The sequence below is a fragment of the Ruegeria sp. SAZD011 genome, from assembly GCF_059612545.1.
Genome location: NZ_JBXWQU010000001.1, coordinates 44,607 through 63,031 on the forward strand (window position 1 = coordinate 44,607; position 18,425 = coordinate 63,031).

Sequence of the window (18,425 nt, forward strand, 5' to 3'; positions counted from 1 at the left end):
CTCAGCTTTCAAGAACAACGACGACCTGACCGGCACTGATCAGATCGCCCTCGGCGACATTGATTTCCGTCACCACGCCAGCGCGCGGGGCGGAAATCGGAATTTCCATCTTCATGGATTCGACCATCACCAGCGGATCGTCCTCTTCGACCTTCTCGCCGGGAGAGACGGGAATGGACCAGACGGTGCCGGCCAGTTCGGATTCAACTTTGATCAGGCTCATCTTCCCTCGGGTCTCAGATTGGTGAAATCGGTCTGCGGCGCGGCGGTGCGGGATCGGCGCGTCTGGCGGGGCTCATCGCAAATGTCTCGATCAGGATGCGGCGCGTGTCGCGCGGATCGATGATGTCATCGAGGCCGAATCCGCTCGCCGCGTCCAGCGCGCTCGTTTGGTCGCGGATCGTCTCGATCAGTTCGGCGCGGCGTGCCTGCGGGTCTGGTGCGGCCTCGTACTCTTTGCGATAGGCCACATCGACCGCCCCTTCGATAGACATGGCGCAGATTTCTGCCGTGGGCCATCCCAGCGCGATGGTTGCATCGAAGGCGCGACCGCCTCCCATCGCGTAGTAACCTCCGCCATAGCCCTTTCGCAGCACGACCGAGGCCAAAGGCACCGTCGCGATGCCCATCTCGAAAAACAGCCTCCCGCTGCGTCGGCCGAGCCCGGTATCCTCGGCGGCCGGGCCGATCGAGATACCCGGGATGTCGATCAGCGACACCAGCGGCAGGCCGAACGCATCGCACATCGCGATGAAATGCGCGGCCTTTTCGCAGGCCGGGGTATCCAGAATGCCGCCCTTGCGCATCGGCTGGTTTGCGAAGATGCCGACGGGGCGCCCGCCCAGCCGGGCAAAGGCGGTGATCATGTTGCGCGCATAGCCTGGCTTCAGCTCGAAAACGCTGTCCTCGTCGGCGATCGTCTGGATCACCTTTTTCATGTTGTAGACCTTGCGGCTGTCTGCCGGGACAAGATCCAGCAAAGCATCGTCACGCCGGTCAACCGGATCGTCGCACGGGACCACGGGCGGGGCTTCGCCCGCGTTTTGAGGCAAGTAAGATAGGAAGCGCGCAATGGCGTCGAGGCACTCTTCCTCGGTCTCGACCGCCAGATCGGCGATGCCTTGTGTATCGGCCTGGCGATCCGCACCGCCCAGGTCCTCTTTCGTGATCTCGGTCGTCGTGCCTGCCTTGACGAGCGCGGGGCCCGCGATACCCATGGTCGATTTACCGCGCAGCATCACAACGAAATCGCAGAGCGAGGCATAGGCGGTTGGTCCGGCAAAGCCCTGGCCCATGATCGCAGTGACCATCGGCACCCACCCCGAGAGCGATGCCAGTTCGCGAAAGACCGGGGAGGCGGCGGCGAAATGCGCGGCGTTCATCCCGTCCTGGATCCTGTGCCCGCCGCCTTCCAACAGCATAACAATCGGCTGGCCGCGCTCGCGACTGAACTTGACCAGCCGCCCGCATTTGGCATCCGCCACCGTGCCGATGGACCCGCCTAGAACAGTGAAGTCCTGCGCCAGGGCGTTGACGGGCCGCCCGCCGATGTGGCCTGTCCCCGTGACCGCGCCATCCGCAGGGGCAACGAGGTTACGGCTCATCTCGTGGCCCCGATCCGGTTCCACGAGGGCGCCGATCTCCTGGAATGTGCCAGCATCGAACAGCTTGTCGATACGCTCGCGCGCGGTCGCCATGCCTACGGCGCGGCGCTTGGCAACGGCCTCAGGACGTCCCGCATCGCTGACGGCCTCGCGGGCAGCCTGCAGTGCGGCCAGCTTGTCGGCAGAGGTTTCGCTCATCTTATCCATCCCCGTCGATCTGCAAGAGCCTGCCCCCGGCGGTGACCTGCAATCCCGCCGCCGCTTCGACCGCAGTCACGATACCATCTATATCGGCCCGGATCTCGTGCTGCATCTTCATAGCTTCGATCACCGCGAGCACGTCTCCCCTGGCGACCTTTGTCCCGACGGCGACAGAAACTTCGAGCACCAGACCGGGCATGGGTGCCGCGATGATCCCGCTGCCTGCCGGTTCGCCGACAAAAGCCGCCAGCGCGATCTGGTTCTGAAAGTCATGCACGACACCATCGCGCGACAGGGTGATCGCGCCTCCATCCTGCCAGAGGTATCCCGTCGAAACCGTCTTTCCATCCAAGCGGAACGCACTGCGTGTGTCGGTAAGCGACAGCAGCTCGATCATATGCTGACCATCGTCTGAGGCGATCAGCAGCACGCGACCGGGATTTGGCGTGACGGTGAGGTCATAGGCAGCATTACCCGCGCTCATCACGTAGCGGGTATGTATCGGCCCGCCGCTTGCCCAATCCAGAAGCTCTGCCGGGACGCCGAGGCTTGCGGCGTGATGCGCGTCACGCTCGAGCCGATAGAGCAGCGCAGCAGCGCAAGCGGCATCTTGCAAAGTGGCCTCGGGCACGGCGCGGCGGGCCTTGGGAAAGCATTCGTCGACGAAGGCCGTAGTGGCCCGACCTTCGACAAAGGTGTCTTCCTCTAGGACGTCGATCAGAAACCGCTGATTGGAGGTCAGACCGATCAGCAGGCTGTCCTTCAGCCCGCCCACCAGCCGTCGGCGCGCGGTCTCGCGGTCGGGACCCCAGGCGATCAGCTTGCCGATCATCGGGTCATAGTAGGGCGAGATCTCCTGTCTGGTCTCGACCCCCATATCAAACCGCAGCCCCTCGGTCCGGGCGGGTTCCCACAAGCGGATTCGCCCGGTGCGCGGCAGGAAGCTCTTTGCCGGCTCCTCGGCATAAAGGCGAACCTCGATGGCGTGGCCGTCGAGGCGGATCTCCTCTTTCGTGAGCCCCAGCGGACGTCCTTCGGCCACACGTAACTGCAGCTCGACCAGATCGAGGCCTGTCACCATTTCCGTGACGGGATGTTCCACCTGGAGGCGGGTGTTCATCTCCAGGAAATAGAACTGGCCGTCATCGCCCAGAAGGAATTCGACCGTGCCTGCGCCGCGATACCCGATAGCGCGCGCGGCCTCGACCGCAGCGGCGCCCATGCGCTCGCGCAGCTCGGGCGTCATGACGGGGCAGGGCGCCTCTTCGACCACCTTCTGGTGCCGACGCTGCACCGAACAGTCGCGTTCGCCCATGTGCAGGGTGGTGCCATGGTCATCGGCAAAGACCTGCACCTCGACATGGCGCGGCCGCAGGATCGCCTTTTCTAGGATAAGCTCGCGCGAGCCGAAAGCGTTTTGCGCCTCGGAGGCGGCGGCGCTGAGCGCTTTGGGCAGCACGTTCAGATCCTCGACCAGCCGCATGCCGCGGCCCCCGCCGCCTGCCGCGGCCTTGACCATGAGCGGCACGCCGATTTCTTCTGCAGCGGCCAGAAGTGCGGCCTCTGACTGGTCTTCGCCTTGATAACCCGGCACGCAAGGCACACCTGCGGCCAGCATCCGCCGCTTAGCCTCGGCCTTGTTGCCCATCAGCGCGATCGCATCGGCGGGCGGGCCAATAAAGACTAGGCCGACGTCTTCGCACGCACGCGCGAACTCGGCGCTTTCCGACAGGAATCCGTAGCCGGGGTGGATCGCCTCGGCCCCAAGTTCTCTCGCGGCCTGAAGAATTGCCGCGACCGAAAGGTAGCTTTGCGCGGCAGGCGCCGGTCCGATGCAGGCCGCATCATCCGCAGCGCGCACGTGGGGTGCGTATGCGTCAGCCTCGGAATAGATCGCAAGGGTACGATACCCCATCGCGCGGGCGGTGCGGATGACGCGCAAGGCGATCTCGCCTCGGTTGGCGACAAGTATCGAGGAAAAGCGGCTCATGCCTCATCCTCCGGCATGCGTGCCCAGGAGGGGCGGCGCTTTTCGAAAAACGAGGCGACGCCTTCGCGGCCTTCGTCCGAGAGGATGCACCCGGCAAACGCGCTGGCGGCGGAGAGAATCATCGTATCGTTATCTTCGACGCGGTCCAGAAGGATCTTCTTGGTCACTGCAACGGCCGAGGGTGCACAAAGGCGCAGTGCCGCGCGCAGCCTGACTTCTTCGGCCTCCAATGCCTCGTGATCCGCTACCACGGTGCTGACCAGTCCCAGTCGCCCGGCCTCGGTGCCGTTGAAGCGCGGGGCAGTCAGCATCAACTGGCGCGCCTTAGCCAGACCGACCCTCGACCGGACGAAGGGTGCAATCTGAGCGGGCGGGAGGCCCAGCGTCGTTTCGGTGAGTGCGAAGGCGGCGTCCTCGGTCGCCACCGAGATGTCGCAGGCGCACATCAATCCCAGCCCGCCCGCCATCGCGCCGCCTTCGACCAGCGCAAGGGTGACCTGCGGCATGGTATTGAGAAGGTGAAACAATGTGCCCGCCGCGCGGCTGGCGGCCTCGATTTCGGCGCGATCGGGCGGGCCGCTTTGGAAATCGGTTCTGAATTCCGCCAGATCGCCGCCGGCGCAGAACCATCCGCCGTTTCCGCGCAGGGTGATCCCGCGAACCGCGCGGTCGTCCCGCAGGGCCAAGAGCGCATCGGTCAGCTGTGACGTCATCTGGCGGGTCATGGCATTGCGCCGCTCGGGCCGGTTCAGGCGGATCGCCATCCAATGACCGTCGCGGATCAATTCGATCGTCTCATGCGTTTTGCTCATCTCGCCCCCTCACATCCGCGCCACGCCAAAGGCATTGGGGCGCACGGTGCGCCGCCGTGCCTCGGCGCAGGTGTCCAGAGCAAAGCCCAGAACCTTGCGCGTGTCGCGCGGGTCGATGATGCCCTGATCCAGCATCCGCCCGGAGGTATAGAACGCGTCCGACTGTCCGTCGAAATGGGCGATCAGGCGCTCTTTCTGCCGGGCGAGCTTGCCTTCATCCACCTCGGTCCCGCGCCGTGCCGCGCTGGCGCGGGCCACCTGATCCATGGTCAGCGCCGCCTGCTGGCCGCCCATCACGCCCGTGGTGGCGTTGGGCCATGAAAACAGGAAGTCCGGCGCGAACCCCACGCCCGACATCCCGTAATTGCCCGCGCCGAAGCTGGCCCCGATGTAAAGCGTGATGCGCGGCACGCGCAGGTTGGAGACCGCCTGGATCATCTTGGCGCCATGCTTGATCATACCCGCGCGTTCGTAATCGCGACCCACCATGTAGCCGGTGGTGTTCGACAGGAAGATCACTGGCATGTCGGCCTGATCGCAGAGTTGGAAGAACTGCGCGGCCTTGGTGGCGCCATTGGGGTCGATCGGGCCGTTATTGCCCACGATCCCGCAGGCCCGGCCAAAAAGCGCCGCCTGCACACAGACGGTGGACGCACCATACCGCGGCTTGAACTCTTCAAAGACCGACCCGTCGACAATGCGCGCGATCACCTCGCGCACGTCATAGCTTTTTCGGTAATCCACTGGCACGAGCCCCGCGATCTCGTCGGCGTCGAGCGCGGGGGCATCGAAGGTCCGCGCAGGTCCGGGTACGGCGTTCTTGTTCCAGTCCAGCCGCTTGACCAGATTGCGCGCGATCAACAGGGCGTGGGCATCGTCTTCGGCGCTGTATTCCACAAGGCCTGAAACGGTGGCGTGCATTTCGGTGCCTGCGAGGTCTTCCTCGTTGGTCTCCTCGCCAGTTGCGGCACGAACGAGGGCTGCGGCAGCCAATGACGCCCGCCCGCGGCCCTTGACCGAAATCACGTAGTCGCTCAGCCCTGGCATGTAGGCGCCACCGGCCGTTGCGGGGCCGTGCAGGACCGCGATTGTCGGAATGCCCGCCGCGCTCAGCTGCGCCAGCTTGCAGAACATGCGACCCGCAAAGGCCCAGCTTTCAACAGCGTATTGCAACAGATCCGCGCCCGCGCTTTCCACAAGGTGCACGAAGGGCAGCTTGTACCGCATCGAGATGTCGAGGCAGGCCTGAAACTTGTCGGAGGTTTTGGCCACGGCAGACCCGGCCGCAATGCCGCTGTCATCCACGAAAATCACGCAGCGCGTGCCGTTGATGAATCCAATCCCCGACAATGCGCTGGCGCCAGGCACAGATGCGTCGCGATCATCGGTGTCCACAAGATAGTTGGCCAGCGCGTAGAGTTCGAGATAGGGCATGCCGGGGTCCAACAGGCGATGCAGACGTTCCCGCGGCGTCAACTGCCCGCGTTCCTCGAAGCGCGGACGCCGCCGTTCGGAGAGGGCTGCTGCGCGGGCCTTGAGCGCGTGCACCTGATCCATCAGCGCCAGCATCTCGGTCCGGTTGCGCAGGAAGGTATCTGACTTGGGGTCGATGGATGTGGCAAAGGGCGTCATGACCGCGCCTCCACCAGCGATCGGGGCACCGCTACCGGCGTTTGCAGAAGGATTTGCGCAAAGCCTTTGCCCAAGGCGTCATTGCGCAGACTTGCCACGCCGCCCCCGCCGAGGGCACGGGTCAGAACCACGTTCATCGCATGGCAGCCGGGCAGGAAATAGCGCTTGACATCCCCCTCCAGAACATGCGCGAACCGGGCCCGGATCGTCGCTTCGTCCAGGCTGTGCCAGATGAAGGGCAACGCCTCGGGCGAACGCGCGATGATGCCGATATTCGCGCTGTCGCCCTTGTCGCCGCTGCGACCCCAGGCCAGCCGCTCCAGCGGCGCGGTGATCGGGTCGACCGGCGCGCCCGGGTGATCCGGCGGCATCGGTCGCACGAGTGCTTGCGGATCGAAGGCCTGTCCCGCCGCCACAGGGCAGGGCAGTCGACGGTCGCCCAGGTCGATCTCGACCGGGACATCCTCTTTGGGCAGGAGAAAGGAAAACAATCGCACCAGCGGGGAGGGACGCGCGCGGGTGCCGAAAAAACCCGAGAGCCCCGGCGGAGCAGAGAGCCCCATCCCCGAGGCCGCGCGCAGGAGCACGTCGAGACCGCGTTTGTCGGGATGGCGGGCCGCGTATTTGACGACGACTTCGCGTGCATCTCCGGCCCGCGCGGCGTCGCCGGTCTGACTGCCTGCGCCGATGATCTCGACACTGGTTTCGGTGAAATCGGCCAGATTCATGCGGCGCAGGGCCATTCGGGCACGCGAAAAGACCGCGCCGCAAAAGGCTTGCGCCTTGGCGGCCGCGTCACTGCCGTAGAAGGTTGCAGTGCTGCCGACGCGCCAGCCGTCCAGATAGGTGGCCGAGACCTTGTAATCTGGTGTTGGAGCGATACCCCGCGCGCCGCTCAGGCGCACCCGGTTTTCCTCCACCTGAGTGAGCGTCACGGCCGAGATATCGCAGATCACATCGGGCACGACATAGGCTTGCGGATCGCCGATCTCGTAAAGCATCTGCTCGGCCACGGTTCCGACAGAGACCAGACCACCGCTCTTGTCGGGCTTGGTGATGTCCATGGTGCCATCGGCTGAAATCTCGCAAATCGGATAGCCGATGCGATCGAGGCACTCGGCCACCAGGTGCCAGTCTGTGAAGTTCCCCCCCGTCGCCTGCGTGCCGCATTCCAGGATATGCCCGGCAAGTGTGCCCGCAGCCAGACGGTCATGGTCGTCTTCGGCCCAGCCGAAGGCGTGAATGCATGCGCCGAGTGTCACCGCACTGTCCACGCAGCGCCCTGTGATGACGATATCTGCCCCTGCCTCCAACGCCTGGGCTATGGGGAAGGCCCCAAGATAGGCGTTGACGGAAAAGATCGAATCGACCGGGGGGAAGGGCGCGCCGGTGAACATCTCGCAGGATGAAAAGTCAGGTGCGCGCGCTGTCAGGTCGTCGCCCAGGACGACGGCCACGGTCAGATCCAGCCCCATCTCGGCCACCATCGCGCGGACCGCAGCGGCGCAGGCCCGAGGATTGACGCCGCCTGCGTTCGAGATGACGCGTACCTTCTGTCGCGCGATCTCGGGCAGGTTTTGACGCATGACCGCATCGACGAAATCGCGGGCATAGCCTTGATCAGGGTCTTTGGCCCGGGCCCGCGCCATGATCGAGAGGGTGACCTCGGCCAGATAGTCGAAGACCAGGTAATCCAGCCCGCCTGCTGCAAGCAAGTGCGCGGCGGCGGTCGGGTCATCCCCCCAATAACCGCTGGCCCCGCCGATCCTGATCACGTCGTCGCACATCCCCTAAACCGTCTCCCCTCGGTAGTCGGTATTGCGTCAGGACTAAAATGAAAGCATATTCAGTATTAGTGAATCAAGTTCATTTTTTTGGAATCCGCATGCCCGAGACCGTATCCAAGACCCGACGCGAGAAGGTCGAAGAAAAGGAACGCGCGATCCTTGCCGCCACAAGAGCGGTGTTCCGCGAAAAGGGTCCGGAGGATGCCAAGATCACTGCGATTGCGCAGGCGGCCAATCTCGCGGAAGGCACGGTGTATCTCTATTTCAAGAACAAGCAGGCGCTGCTTATGGCAGCCGTCAGCGAATTCTATGTCGAACTTACGCGTGACGCGGAAATCGCCGTTCAAACCGCATATGAGACCGAGGCGCGGCTGACCGCCCTAGCGCGGCTGCATTTCAGCCGGGTTCTGGAAGAATGGCCGCTCATCGCCGAGGCGATGGGACCGTATCTTCCGTCGCCCGAATACCGCGAGACCGAAGCCTATGCGCTGAACCGGCGTTACGTGGCGGTCTTTGACGGCGTCATCCGGGATGGCGTTCTGCGCGGCGAAATCCGCGCCGATGTCTCGGTGTCGGTGATGCGCGACGCCTTCTACGGAGGCCTAGAGCATTTCGCCCGCAGCGCGCGTTTGCGGACGATGCTGCCGGATACGGAAGCCGAGGTGGGGCAGTTCCTCACCGTCTTCACGGCCGGGATCATGGACCGCCCGCCCGCTGGCGCTTTGGACGGCGCGCGAGTTGTGCGACAGCTGCAAGGCGTCATCGCCGATATCGAAGACCAGTTGCGCTCGGGTGGGCAGGGTGATGGAACGAAGCAAGACGGGGGGGAAGCGCAATGAAGATCGAAGGTCAAGCCGCTATCGTGACAGGCGGCGCATCGGGATTGGGCGGAGCCACAGCGGAAAAGCTGGCCGCGTCCGGAGCCAGGGTCGCCATTTTCGATATCAACGTGGAGAAGGGTGAGGCGCATTCCAAGGCGATTTGTGGCGCGTTTTTCAAAGTGAACGTTTCCGACGCCACCGAAGTGAAAGAAGCGATCGCCGCTGCCGAAGGTCTGCACGGCAAGGCGCGGATCCTTGTCAATTGCGCGGGGATCGGCCCGCCCGCCAAAGTCATCGACCGCGACGGGTTGCCCGCATCGCTCGAAGTCTTCAACACCGTGCTGAACGTGAACCTGTCGGGGTCATTCAACTTGCTTTCGCAATTCGCGGCAGCCTTGCACACCGCCGACCCGCTGGGCGAGGAACGCGGGGTCATCATCAACACCGCGTCGGTCGCGGCCTTTGACGGCCAGATCGGGCAGGCCGCCTATTCGGCCTCGAAAGGCGGAGTCGTTGGCATGACCCTGCCAATCGCCCGCGAATTGGCGCGCTATGGCATTCGGGTGATGACGATTGCGCCGGGGCTGTTCCTGACGCCGCTTCTGGAGACACTCTCGGAAGAAATCCGTGCCTCGCTGGGGGTGCAGGTGCCTTTCCCCAGCCGTCTCGGCGATCCGGTGGAGTTCGCCCAGCTTGTCACAGCGATTGTCGAAAATCCCATGTTGAACGGCGAAACGATCCGCCTGGATGGGGCAATAAGGATGGCTCCGAAATGAGTTTTACCATGGAGCGCAGCGGCATATCGGACCGCGCGCTGGCACTTGCTGACAGCGTCGAAACCTTTGTACGCGAGACGGTGGTGCCGTTTGAGCGCGATCCGCGTCTTGGGGCGCATGGCCCCTCCGAAGATCTGTCGAAAGAGCTCAAGGCGTTGGCCCGGGACGCGGGGCTGATGACACCGCATATCCTTGAGGATGGCTGTCATCTGACCCAGCGCGAAACCGCTGCCGTTCTGATCCGGTCGGGCCTGTCGCCGCTGGGGCCATTGGCCTGCCATACCTGCGCGCCGGACGAGGGCAACATGTACCTTCTGGGCAAGGTGGCCTCACCGGAGCTGAAAGAGCGCTTCCTCAGCCGGATGATCACAGGCGAGATGCGGTCAGCTTTCTTCATGACCGAACCCGCCGAAGATGGCGGGGCGGGGTCTGATCCGTCGATGATGCTTACAATCTGCGTGCCGGACGGCAACCATTGGGTGATCAACGGGCGCAAAACATACATCACCGGCGCCGACGGGGCAGGGATGGGCATCGTCATGGCCAAGGCCGAGGAAGGCGCCTGCATGTTCCTGGTCGATCTGCCGCACCCGAATGTCCGGATTGAGCGCGTGATGGATACGATCGACAGCTCCATGCCGGGCGGCCACGCGGTTGTCACCATCGACAATCTGCGCTTGCCCGCCGATCAGATGCTGGGTGAGGCCGGGGAGGGGTTCCGCTATGCGCAAGTGCGGCTGGCGCCTGCTCGTCTGAGCCATTGCATGCGGTGGCTGGGGGCTTGCATCCGCGCGCATGAAATCGCAGTGAGCTACACCAATCGGCGACAGGCCTTTGGCAAGCCTCTAATCGACCATGAAGGTGTCGGCTTCATGCTGGCCGAAAACCTGATGGACCTGAAGCAGGCCGAATTGATGGTCTATTGGTGCGCCGATGTGCTGGACAGCGGCGCGCGCGGGACCGTCGAAAGCTCGATGGCGAAGGTCGCCGTATCCGAGGCGCTGATGCGGGTGGCGGATCGCTGTGTGCAATGTATGGGCGGGCAGGGCGTTACAGGGGATACGATCGTCGAACAGGTATTCCGCGAAATCCGGGCGTTCCGGATCTACGACGGTCCGACCGAGGTTCACAAGTGGAGCCTCGCGAAGAAGCTCAAGCGGGACTGGACCAAAGCGCAAAACCCGTAGCTGCGCTGCGGCGGCCCCTAGTCGCGCGCCAGGCCGAACGCGATCCGTCCCAGGCTGAGGGGAGAGTTTGCCAGGTCGATGAACCGCTTTTCATCGGCCAAGAGTTCCCGTCCGGCGGATCGCCCTTCCGAACTTGTCATCGCGCTATCCAGATCCACGCGCGTGTCCCAGACCATCTCGGCAAACCCGTCGAAAGGTTCAGGCGCCCCGCGCACTTGCCCCAGCGCTGTGCCCATCTCGTCTTCGATCGTGTGGATCTGGTTGTAGACGGCAAAGCGCAGTGCCTCCCGGTGCTTTTCCACGAGGGGCCCGTGGGTGTTGCGCCAATACGTCTGGAACTCTTCGCGGGTCAGATGCGGTTGCCGCCTAAGACAAAATATCAGTTTGAGCATGGTCTTCCCTTTCGTTTCCGACCGAGATCCGCAGCCGCTTCAGACCGCGCTTGACTCGTTTAACATAACAAGCGATCGTTAGGTAAATTGATTGTCCTGATCTTGTAGTAGTGCCTGGTTACCTTTGTGAATTGGCGTGTTTGACGGATCCGGATATCGCGTCACTGAGCCCTGACCGGCGTGTTTGGTCGAAAGGGGCGTCGAACTTGAGGTCGAACACACCTTGACGGTTGAAGCCTTTGACTCGTTGCAGAAAGGCCTGGTAGAGCCCGAAAACTGCAGGCTTGGCCATGACTGACGCCAGCGTTTCCAAACCCGCACGGCGAAGAAAAGACAACCTGTTTTCGCAGGAGGTGATCGTTCTTCTGGTCACGCTCGGACTTGGCGTCCTCTTCGCCGTGACGCTTCCGGGGTTCGCGACACTTGGCAACCTCCTGACCATGAGCAACAGCGTCGCGATCCTGGGGATCCTCAGTCTTGGCATGGGGGTCGTGGTCATCGGTCGCGGTCTCGATCTGTCGCAGATCACGGCCATGGCGGTCAGCGCGGCCATCGTTTGTCAAATGATCGGATCTGGCTTTGCCATACCGGTCGCGTTGCTTGCGGGGTTGGCCGTTGCGCTGGCCATCGGCATCGCGAACGGGCTGATCATTGCCTTCATCGAGATCCCGGCGCTTTTCACGACGCTGGCCAGCGGTCTGCTGGTCTATGGATTGGCCCGCATCACAGTGCTGGACGGCTTCATCAGCTATATTCCCAACGGCAATGACGGGTTCCTGTTTGTTGGACAGGGGCGCCTTTTCGGTGTTCCCATGCCGGTGATTGTCTTCATTCTGCTTGCGATCCTCGTCCACCTGATGTTGTCGCGAACCAGTGTGGGGCGGTTCGTCTATGCTCATGGCGACAACGCCGACACGGCACGTCTGACCGGTATCCCGGTGCGGCCTCTGACGGTTTTCGAATATAGCGTCTGTTCGGTGATCGGCTTTCTCGCAGGGCTGGTCATGGCCGCGATGAATGCCAGCATGAATACCCAGGTGATCAATTCCACCCTGATCTTCGACGTCATCCTGGTGGTTGTGTTGGGTGGAATATCGCTTGTCGGAGGACGTGGCAGCGTCTTGAGCGTCATTGTCGGCGCCGCACTGATCGGGACGTTGCTCAACGGCATGATCATCATGAATCTCGACAGCAATTTGCAAAGCATCATCAAGGGCTTGGTGTTGTTGGGTGCGATCCTGCTCGACAACTTCCTGCACCCCCGAGACGAAGAAACCGCCCGGCAAGGAGACTGAGCGCATACCAGAAGGCCCGCAGGGCTACCCAACAACACGGAGGAGACCAAAATGACCCAAAAGACACCCCTGTCCCGGTTGATAAGATGCCTTCCCGCTGCGGCGGCGCTGGTCGTTGCAGGCGGCCTTGCGGCAGAGGCCCAACAACTTGCCGGTGGTAACAGCTCGGCCGAGCTGCGCGAGCTGGTCGACTCGAAACTTGTCGGTAAGAAGGTCGCCTGGATGCCCACGACCCTGGGCTTTCCGCTGACCGATATGTGGACCTATGTCATGCAGCAGGAAGCCGATCAGATGGGCTTGACGCTGGATGTCCGCGATCCGGGCTGGAACCCCGACACGATGGTGCAGATCGTCAATTCGCTGATCGCGGAAAAGCCCGACGTGATGATCGTGCATAACTTCAACGTCCAGCTTCTGGCGAAGCAGCTCAAACGGGCTGAAGAGGCGGGCATTCACGTCGTTCAGGTCAACATGGTCTCGAACTACAAGACAGGGGCCTATGTCGGTGCAGACTGGGGCCAGGTCGGTCGGATGGTTGGCGAAGATGTCGTGCAGGCCTGCGGCAAGGACAGCGGCACCTCGGGCAAGGTTGCGGTGGTGCAGGGCGATCTGACCTCGGCCGCCAGTATAGAACAGCTGGCAGGCTTCAAGGAAGCGCTTGCCGCGGACGACACGATCACCATCGTCTCGGAACAGGATGCTGCATGGGATGCCAGCAAGGCCAACACCATCACGGCGACGGTCCTGCAGCAGCACCCGGATCTGTGTGCCACCTTCGGTTTCTGGGGCACCATGCAGAACGGGGCCGCACAGGCGGTCAAAGCCGCCGGTAAGACGGATCAGGTCAAGGTCTATGCTTCTGGCGAGGGCAATCGTCAGGACTGTACCAACGTCTCGGACGGTTTGTTCTACAAATTCCTGAACTACAGCGCACCCAAGCAGGGCGAAGCCATCATGTCAGCGGTCAGCTTTATGCTGCAATCGGGGCTGGCGCCGACGGACATCCGCATGGCGCATTACAGCCGCCCGTTCTGGGTCACCAGGGATAACGTCGATCCTTCGATGTGCTTCGACGTGCCCGGTTAAGCGAAGCAGACCTGATCGCCGGGAAAGCGGGGTCCGCTTTCCCGGTCGCTACCTTTACCCCAACTTAGATGGACAAGCCCATGGCCGCGCGTACCGGTGCCAGCTCTGTCTTGCAGAACCTGCAATCCCGCTTTTCGTTCCGCATCTTCCTTTCGGATCTGCTGTCGAAATCGTGGATGGAGCCGGCGATCCCCTTCGCCATCATGGTGGCGCTGATTACCTATTTTTCCCTGACGGTGCCGAACTATGCCACCGCCTACAACCTGGTTGAGCTGCCCCGGCAATTCGCGGAATTCGGGTTTGTGGCGATTGCCATGGCCATCGTGATCATCTCGGGGGGGATCGACCTAAGCGTCGGGGCGATCGTTGGCATCGTCAATCTGGTGGCTCTGCTGATGATCAGCGTGTTCCAGATGCCTGTCGGGGTGGTCTTCGCTGCGAGTGTTCTGTGCGGCGCGATCTTAGGAGGCTTCAACGGGGTTCTGATTGGTTATCTCAAGGCGCGGCCTTTCCTGACGACGATGGTCACGCTGATCATCTACCGGGCCATCGTCGAGATCATCAACAAGGCCTATGCCGTCCAGATCGCTACCGCCTGGGTGGACAATTCCGCTTGGGATTTCCTCGGCGACGGCTTGATCCTGGGCGTTCCCGTCAATGTCGTCATTCTGATTGCCGTGGCCTTGGTTGGGCATGTCTTTCTGCGAAATTCAAGGCCCGGCTGGCACATCATGTCCATCGGTTCCAGCCGCAAGGCGGCCCGGCACGTCGGGATCAAGGTCGAGCGTCTGCTCTGCCTGACATACGTGATGTCCGGTGCCTTATGCGGCCTGGCGGGTGTGCTTTACGCGGCGCGCCAGAACAGCCCCGGCACCGATACCGGCACCGGATGGGAGGTTACCGCGCTGACGGCCGTTGTCCTCGGCGGGATCTCTCTGGCGGGCGGAAAGGGCACAATCGGTCGCGCGATGATCGGTGCGGTGATCGTTTTCGTCCTGGTCAACGGGCTTGTCCGACTAGGCATGCCGGGGCCGGTTACCTCGGTCGGTCTGGGATTGCTGCTGCTGGCGGCGGTTGGACTTGATGTGAAATGGGCCAAGAACCGCGCAAAGGTCATTCAGAAGATCTATGTGAACCCCACGCGGGTCGATTTCGGCCCCATGCCAGAGATCGCGCGCGACAGCGGATCACCCTTGGCCGAGAACAACGCGCTCGCCACGGTCGAGGCCATCGGTCTCGATCAGATCGAGGGCCCGGAAGATGTGATACTCGACCGGCAGGGAAGGCTCTACGGCAGTACGCGCGAAGGCTGGATCGTGCGCTTTTCCGGCGAAGACTTTTCGCAGCGCGACGTCTTCGCCCGGATTGGCGGGCGCCCTCTGGGCATGGCGTTCGACAAGGAAGAGAACCTGATCGTGTGCGTGGGCGGAATGGGCCTCTACGGTGTCCGCCCCGACGGCGAGGTCTACAAGCTGACCGATCAGACCAATCGCACCTGGTACAAACTCAACGACGACTCCCGGCTGCGGCTGGCGGACGATCTCGATATTGCGCCTGACGGGAAGATCTACTTTTCCGAAGCCACGATCCGGTACGAGATGCACAGCTGGCACGTGGACGGGGTCGAAGGGCGCGGCAACGGTCGGCTGGTGGAACATGACCCAGCGACTGGTGAGACACGCACCGTCGTCAAAAGCATGGTCTTTCCCAACGGCGTCTGTGTGACCCACGACGGACAGGCAGTTCTGGTGGCCAGCACCTGGCTGTGCAAGATTTTCCGGTACTGGATTGCCGGACCGAAGAAAGGCCAGATGGATATCTGGGCGGACAACTTTCCCGGGTATCTCGACAATATCAACCGGGCGTCCGACGGAGGCTATTGGGTTGCGCTGGTAGGCATCCGGTATCCCGCATTCGATCTGGCAATGAGAAGCCCGCGCTTCCGGTATCGCATGGTCAAGGAAATCCCCGTGGACGAATGGATTTTCCCGGGCGTGAACAACGGATGCGTGATCAAGCTCGATGCCAATGGTAAGCCCGAGGCATCCTATTGGGATCCGGGTGGTGAAAACCACCCCACCATCACTTCGATGCGCGAACACAAGGGATATCTCTATCTGGGCGGGCTCGAGAACAACCGTATCGGCAGATTGAAACTCAAGGGCGTGGACGAAACCTGGACCGGCTGGGACTCCTATTGGGGCGACAAACGGAGGGAACTCTCCTGATGTCCCAGATCCTTCGCAATATCCGCGCGATCCTGAACCGCAACAAGGATCAGCACTCTATCCCGGTGATGGATGGCAACTTGTCTCCCAACGATGCGCTGGAACGCTGCGCTGAATTGGCGGTCTTCGATGCGCCGCCAGATGACATGGCGCTCGATTCCGATGGCCGGTTGCATGTGTCGGTCGGTGACCGGGTCCTGCGCCGCACGCCCGCGGGAGAGTGCGAGGAGGTGGCTCACCTGCCGGGCGCAGTGGGGGCCTTGGCATTCCACCCGGACGGACGGCTTCTGGCCTGCGTCTCGGGCGAAGGGCTGGCGCTCATCTCGGACGGCGGTCGCGTGGAATGGCTGCGCAAGGCAGGCGGGCAGAAGCTTGGCTGTCTCACGGCCGTTGCAGTTGCGCGTGACGGCACGATCTATGTGACGCAAGGCTCCTGCGATACCCAGCCGCAGGACTGGGTTGTCGATCTCATGCAGAAGAACGCGTCGGGCCTTCTGATCCGCGTCGATCCGACGGGGCGCGAGGCCGAGATCCTGGCCCGCGGACTGGCCTATCCCGCTGGTGTGGCGATCACACCCGATGACAGCCAGATCCTCTTCAGCGAGAGCTGGGCGCATACGCTGTCGCTCTGTAACCGCGACGGCGGCGCCCGACGCAAGATGGTGCGGAACTTTCCCGGCTATCCCTCGCGCCTAATCCCTGATGGAAGAGGCGGCTTTTGGGTCTGCCTCTTTGCGGCGCGCACGCATCTTGTGGAACTCGTCCTGAGCGACGCTGACTTTCGCACAGCCATGATGGCCGAAGTAGATCCGGCCTTCTGGATTGCCCCGTCGCTGCGGGCCACGGGGTCATACATGGAGCCCTTACAGGGCGGCGGCATCAAGAAGCTGGGCGTGGTCAAGGCCTGGGCTCCGCCGCGGTCCTACGGGCTGGTGCTGAGGGTCAACCAGGACGGCGACGTGATTGAGAGTCTGCACAGTCGCGTGGGCGGGACGTGCCATGGCGTGACCTCCGCCTTGCCCTGCTCCGAGGGCCTCTATGTCCTCTCGAAAGGGCATCAGCGCCTTGTGATTCGCCAGCGGGGAGGGCTTGCCGATGCATGACCAGAAACCACCGATCATTCGTATTTCGTCCGGCAGCAAGATTTACGGCGGTGTTCACGCGATCGAAGATGTGGACTTTGACGTGCGCGCAGGCGAAGTGCATGCGTTGGTCGGAGAAAACGGTGCAGGCAAATCGACCCTGTCCAAATCCATCGCGGGCACGATCAAGCTGACCCATGGCACGATCGAGGTCGATGGCGTTCCGGTCACCTTCGAAAGCCCGGCGGATGCCCTGCGCCAAGGGATTGCGATGGTGTACCAGGAAACCAGCCTGGTCCCTACCATGACCGTGGCCCAGAATATCGAACTCGGTAACGAGAAATTCTATAACCGGTTCCGTCTGCTGAACATCAAGGCGCAGCAGCATCTGCAATCGCGCAACTTCCACGTGGACCCGGCGGCCATGGTGTCATCGCTTGGCGCGGCGCAGCGGCAGATGGTCGAGATCGCGCGCGCCCTGCGGTTTGATGCGCGGGTCATCATTTTTGACGAGCCTACGGCAAGCCTGACGCCGGAAGAGATCCTGCATTTCTTTCACCTGATCGAGGACCTGCGCAGACATGGTGTGGGCATCATCTATATCTCCCATGCTCTCGAGGAATCGCTGCAGATCGCCGATCGGATCACGGTCTTGCGCGATGGCCGGGTGATTGTCTGCAAGCCCGCAGCCGAGTTCGACAGGGATGGCCTTGTCCGGGCCATGGTGGGGCGCGACGTCTCACAAAGCCACTACGCCAAGGCCGATCACAGCGCGGATGGACAGAAGGGCGTACGCCGCAAAGTTCTGAGCGTCGAGAACGTGACGATGGGCAGCGCGGTCAAGAACATGTCCTTTTCCGTTTACGCGGGCGAGGTCGTGGCCATGTCTGGGCTGATCGGATCGGGGCGTACGGAAATCGCCAAGATCGTCTGCGGCGAATTCAAACGCAATCTGCTCAATGGCGGGATGATTTATCTCAACGGCAAGCCAGTGCGGTATCGCGTGCCGGGCCAGGCGATCAACGATGGCATCGTGTATATCAGCGAAGACCGCAAGGTGAACGGGTTCTTCGAAACGATGACAGTGGATGACAATATCTATCTTGGTCGTCTAGCCACCCGGCTCGGTCGGAGGATCTTTGTCTCGCGGGCGGAACGGCAGTCCCTCGCGGATGCCTGGGTGGACAAGCTGCGCATCGCGGCGACCCATCGAGATGCGAAGATATCCGAGCTTTCAGGCGGCAATCAGCAGAAGGTTATGATTTCGAAATCCCTGGTGCAGGAGCCCGACCTGGTGATTTTCGATGAGCCCACACGCGGTGTCGATGTCGGGACGATCCCGGTCATCCACCAGGCCATCAGGACCCTGGCGGACGAAGGCAAAGCCGTGCTGGTGATTTCTTCCTATCTTCCCGAGGTGCTGAGCGTCGCCGACAGGATCCTCGTCGCACGGCAGGGCCGGATCGTCGAGGAATTCGATGCCGCCACCGCGACGGAAGACAAGATCATGTACGCCGCAATTCACTAGAGTG

The 18,425-nt window shown here is 62.5% G+C and carries 15 protein-coding genes; 8 read left to right on the plus strand and 7 right to left on the minus strand.

From position 1 onward, the window contains the following. Position 1: 1 nt before the first annotated feature. Genes AC2FLM_RS00250 through AC2FLM_RS00275 form a run of 6 tightly spaced genes read right to left on the minus strand, consistent with a single transcriptional unit; the run spans position 2 to position 8,026 of the window. Positions 2–223: an acyl-CoA carboxylase biotin carboxyl carrier protein subunit gene (locus tag AC2FLM_RS00250; RefSeq protein WP_234221462.1), complete on the minus strand. Its 222-nt coding sequence runs from the start codon at positions 221–223 to the stop codon at positions 2–4. A 13-nt stretch (positions 224–236) separates the two neighbouring features. Beyond that, positions 237–1,802 (minus strand): acyl-CoA carboxylase subunit beta, encoded by a 1,566-nt coding sequence (locus tag AC2FLM_RS00255; RefSeq protein ID WP_496854632.1) that lies wholly within the window; start codon positions 1,800–1,802, stop codon positions 237–239. Between the two features lies 1 nt (position 1,803). Next, a complete protein-coding gene (locus tag AC2FLM_RS00260) occupies positions 1,804–3,795 on the minus strand; it encodes an acetyl/propionyl/methylcrotonyl-CoA carboxylase subunit alpha (protein WP_496854634.1) in 1,992 nt (663 codons plus the stop codon). Continuing rightward, positions 3,792–4,607 carry an enoyl-CoA hydratase-related protein gene (locus tag AC2FLM_RS00265; protein WP_496854636.1) on the minus strand — a complete coding sequence of 272 codons (816 nt, stop codon included), beginning with the start codon at positions 4,605–4,607 and terminating at the stop codon, positions 3,792–3,794. Before AC2FLM_RS00265 ends, AC2FLM_RS00260 begins: the two co-directional genes overlap by 4 nt. Positions 4,608–4,616: 9 nt before the next feature. Then, a complete protein-coding gene (locus AC2FLM_RS00270; protein WP_496854638.1) occupies positions 4,617–6,239 on the minus strand; it encodes an acyl-CoA carboxylase subunit beta in 1,623 nt (540 codons plus the stop codon). Next, positions 6,236–8,026: an acyclic terpene utilization AtuA family protein gene (locus AC2FLM_RS00275; protein WP_496854640.1), complete on the minus strand. Its 1,791-nt coding sequence runs from the start codon at positions 8,024–8,026 to the stop codon at positions 6,236–6,238. Before AC2FLM_RS00275 ends, AC2FLM_RS00270 begins: the two co-directional genes overlap by 4 nt. 47 nt (positions 8,027–8,073) lie before the next feature. On the opposite strand from AC2FLM_RS00275, the gene AC2FLM_RS00280 reads away from it, so the two are divergent. From AC2FLM_RS00280 to AC2FLM_RS00290, 3 genes are read left to right on the plus strand one after another with little or no spacing between them, the layout of a single operon-like run. Next, on the plus strand, positions 8,074–8,865 hold the full coding sequence (locus AC2FLM_RS00280) for a TetR/AcrR family transcriptional regulator (RefSeq protein WP_496854642.1): 792 nt from the start codon (positions 8,074–8,076) through the stop codon (positions 8,863–8,865). Beyond that, a complete protein-coding gene (locus AC2FLM_RS00285; protein WP_496854645.1) occupies positions 8,862–9,623 on the plus strand; it encodes an SDR family NAD(P)-dependent oxidoreductase in 762 nt (253 codons plus the stop codon). The genes AC2FLM_RS00280 and AC2FLM_RS00285 overlap by 4 nt, the downstream gene beginning before the upstream one ends. Continuing rightward, positions 9,620–10,810, plus strand: a complete 1,191-nt coding sequence (locus AC2FLM_RS00290) for an acyl-CoA dehydrogenase family protein (protein ID WP_234221470.1) — start codon at positions 9,620–9,622, stop codon at positions 10,808–10,810. The genes AC2FLM_RS00285 and AC2FLM_RS00290 overlap by 4 nt, the downstream gene beginning before the upstream one ends. Positions 10,811–10,827: 17 nt before the next feature. Here AC2FLM_RS00290 and AC2FLM_RS00295 read toward each other — a convergent pair whose 3' ends face one another. Beyond that, complete coding sequence (locus AC2FLM_RS00295) at positions 10,828–11,202, minus strand: EthD domain-containing protein (RefSeq protein ID WP_234221471.1); 375 nt, start codon at positions 11,200–11,202, stop codon at positions 10,828–10,830. A 290-nt stretch (positions 11,203–11,492) separates the two neighbouring features. On the opposite strand from AC2FLM_RS00295, the gene AC2FLM_RS00300 reads away from it, so the two are divergent. The 5 genes from AC2FLM_RS00300 (at position 11,493) to AC2FLM_RS00320 (ending at position 18,421) form a co-directional block, all read left to right on the plus strand. Next, a complete protein-coding gene (locus AC2FLM_RS00300) occupies positions 11,493–12,497 on the plus strand; it encodes an ABC transporter permease (RefSeq protein ID WP_496854648.1) in 1,005 nt (334 codons plus the stop codon). Positions 12,498–12,548: 51 nt separating this feature from the next. Next, positions 12,549–13,583 (plus strand): sugar ABC transporter substrate-binding protein, encoded by a 1,035-nt coding sequence (locus tag AC2FLM_RS00305; RefSeq protein WP_234221473.1) that lies wholly within the window; start codon positions 12,549–12,551, stop codon positions 13,581–13,583. Between the two features lie 80 nt (positions 13,584–13,663). Beyond that, complete coding sequence (locus AC2FLM_RS00310; protein ID WP_496854650.1) at positions 13,664–15,811, plus strand: ABC transporter permease; 2,148 nt, start codon at positions 13,664–13,666, stop codon at positions 15,809–15,811. Further along, positions 15,811–16,914, plus strand: a complete 1,104-nt coding sequence (locus AC2FLM_RS00315) for an SMP-30/gluconolactonase/LRE family protein (RefSeq protein ID WP_496854652.1) — start codon at positions 15,811–15,813, stop codon at positions 16,912–16,914. Before AC2FLM_RS00310 ends, AC2FLM_RS00315 begins: the two co-directional genes overlap by 1 nt. Continuing rightward, positions 16,907–18,421, plus strand: a complete 1,515-nt coding sequence (locus AC2FLM_RS00320) for a sugar ABC transporter ATP-binding protein (protein ID WP_234221477.1) — start codon at positions 16,907–16,909, stop codon at positions 18,419–18,421. The genes AC2FLM_RS00315 and AC2FLM_RS00320 overlap by 8 nt, the downstream gene beginning before the upstream one ends. The last annotated feature ends 4 nt before the right edge of the window (positions 18,422–18,425 follow it).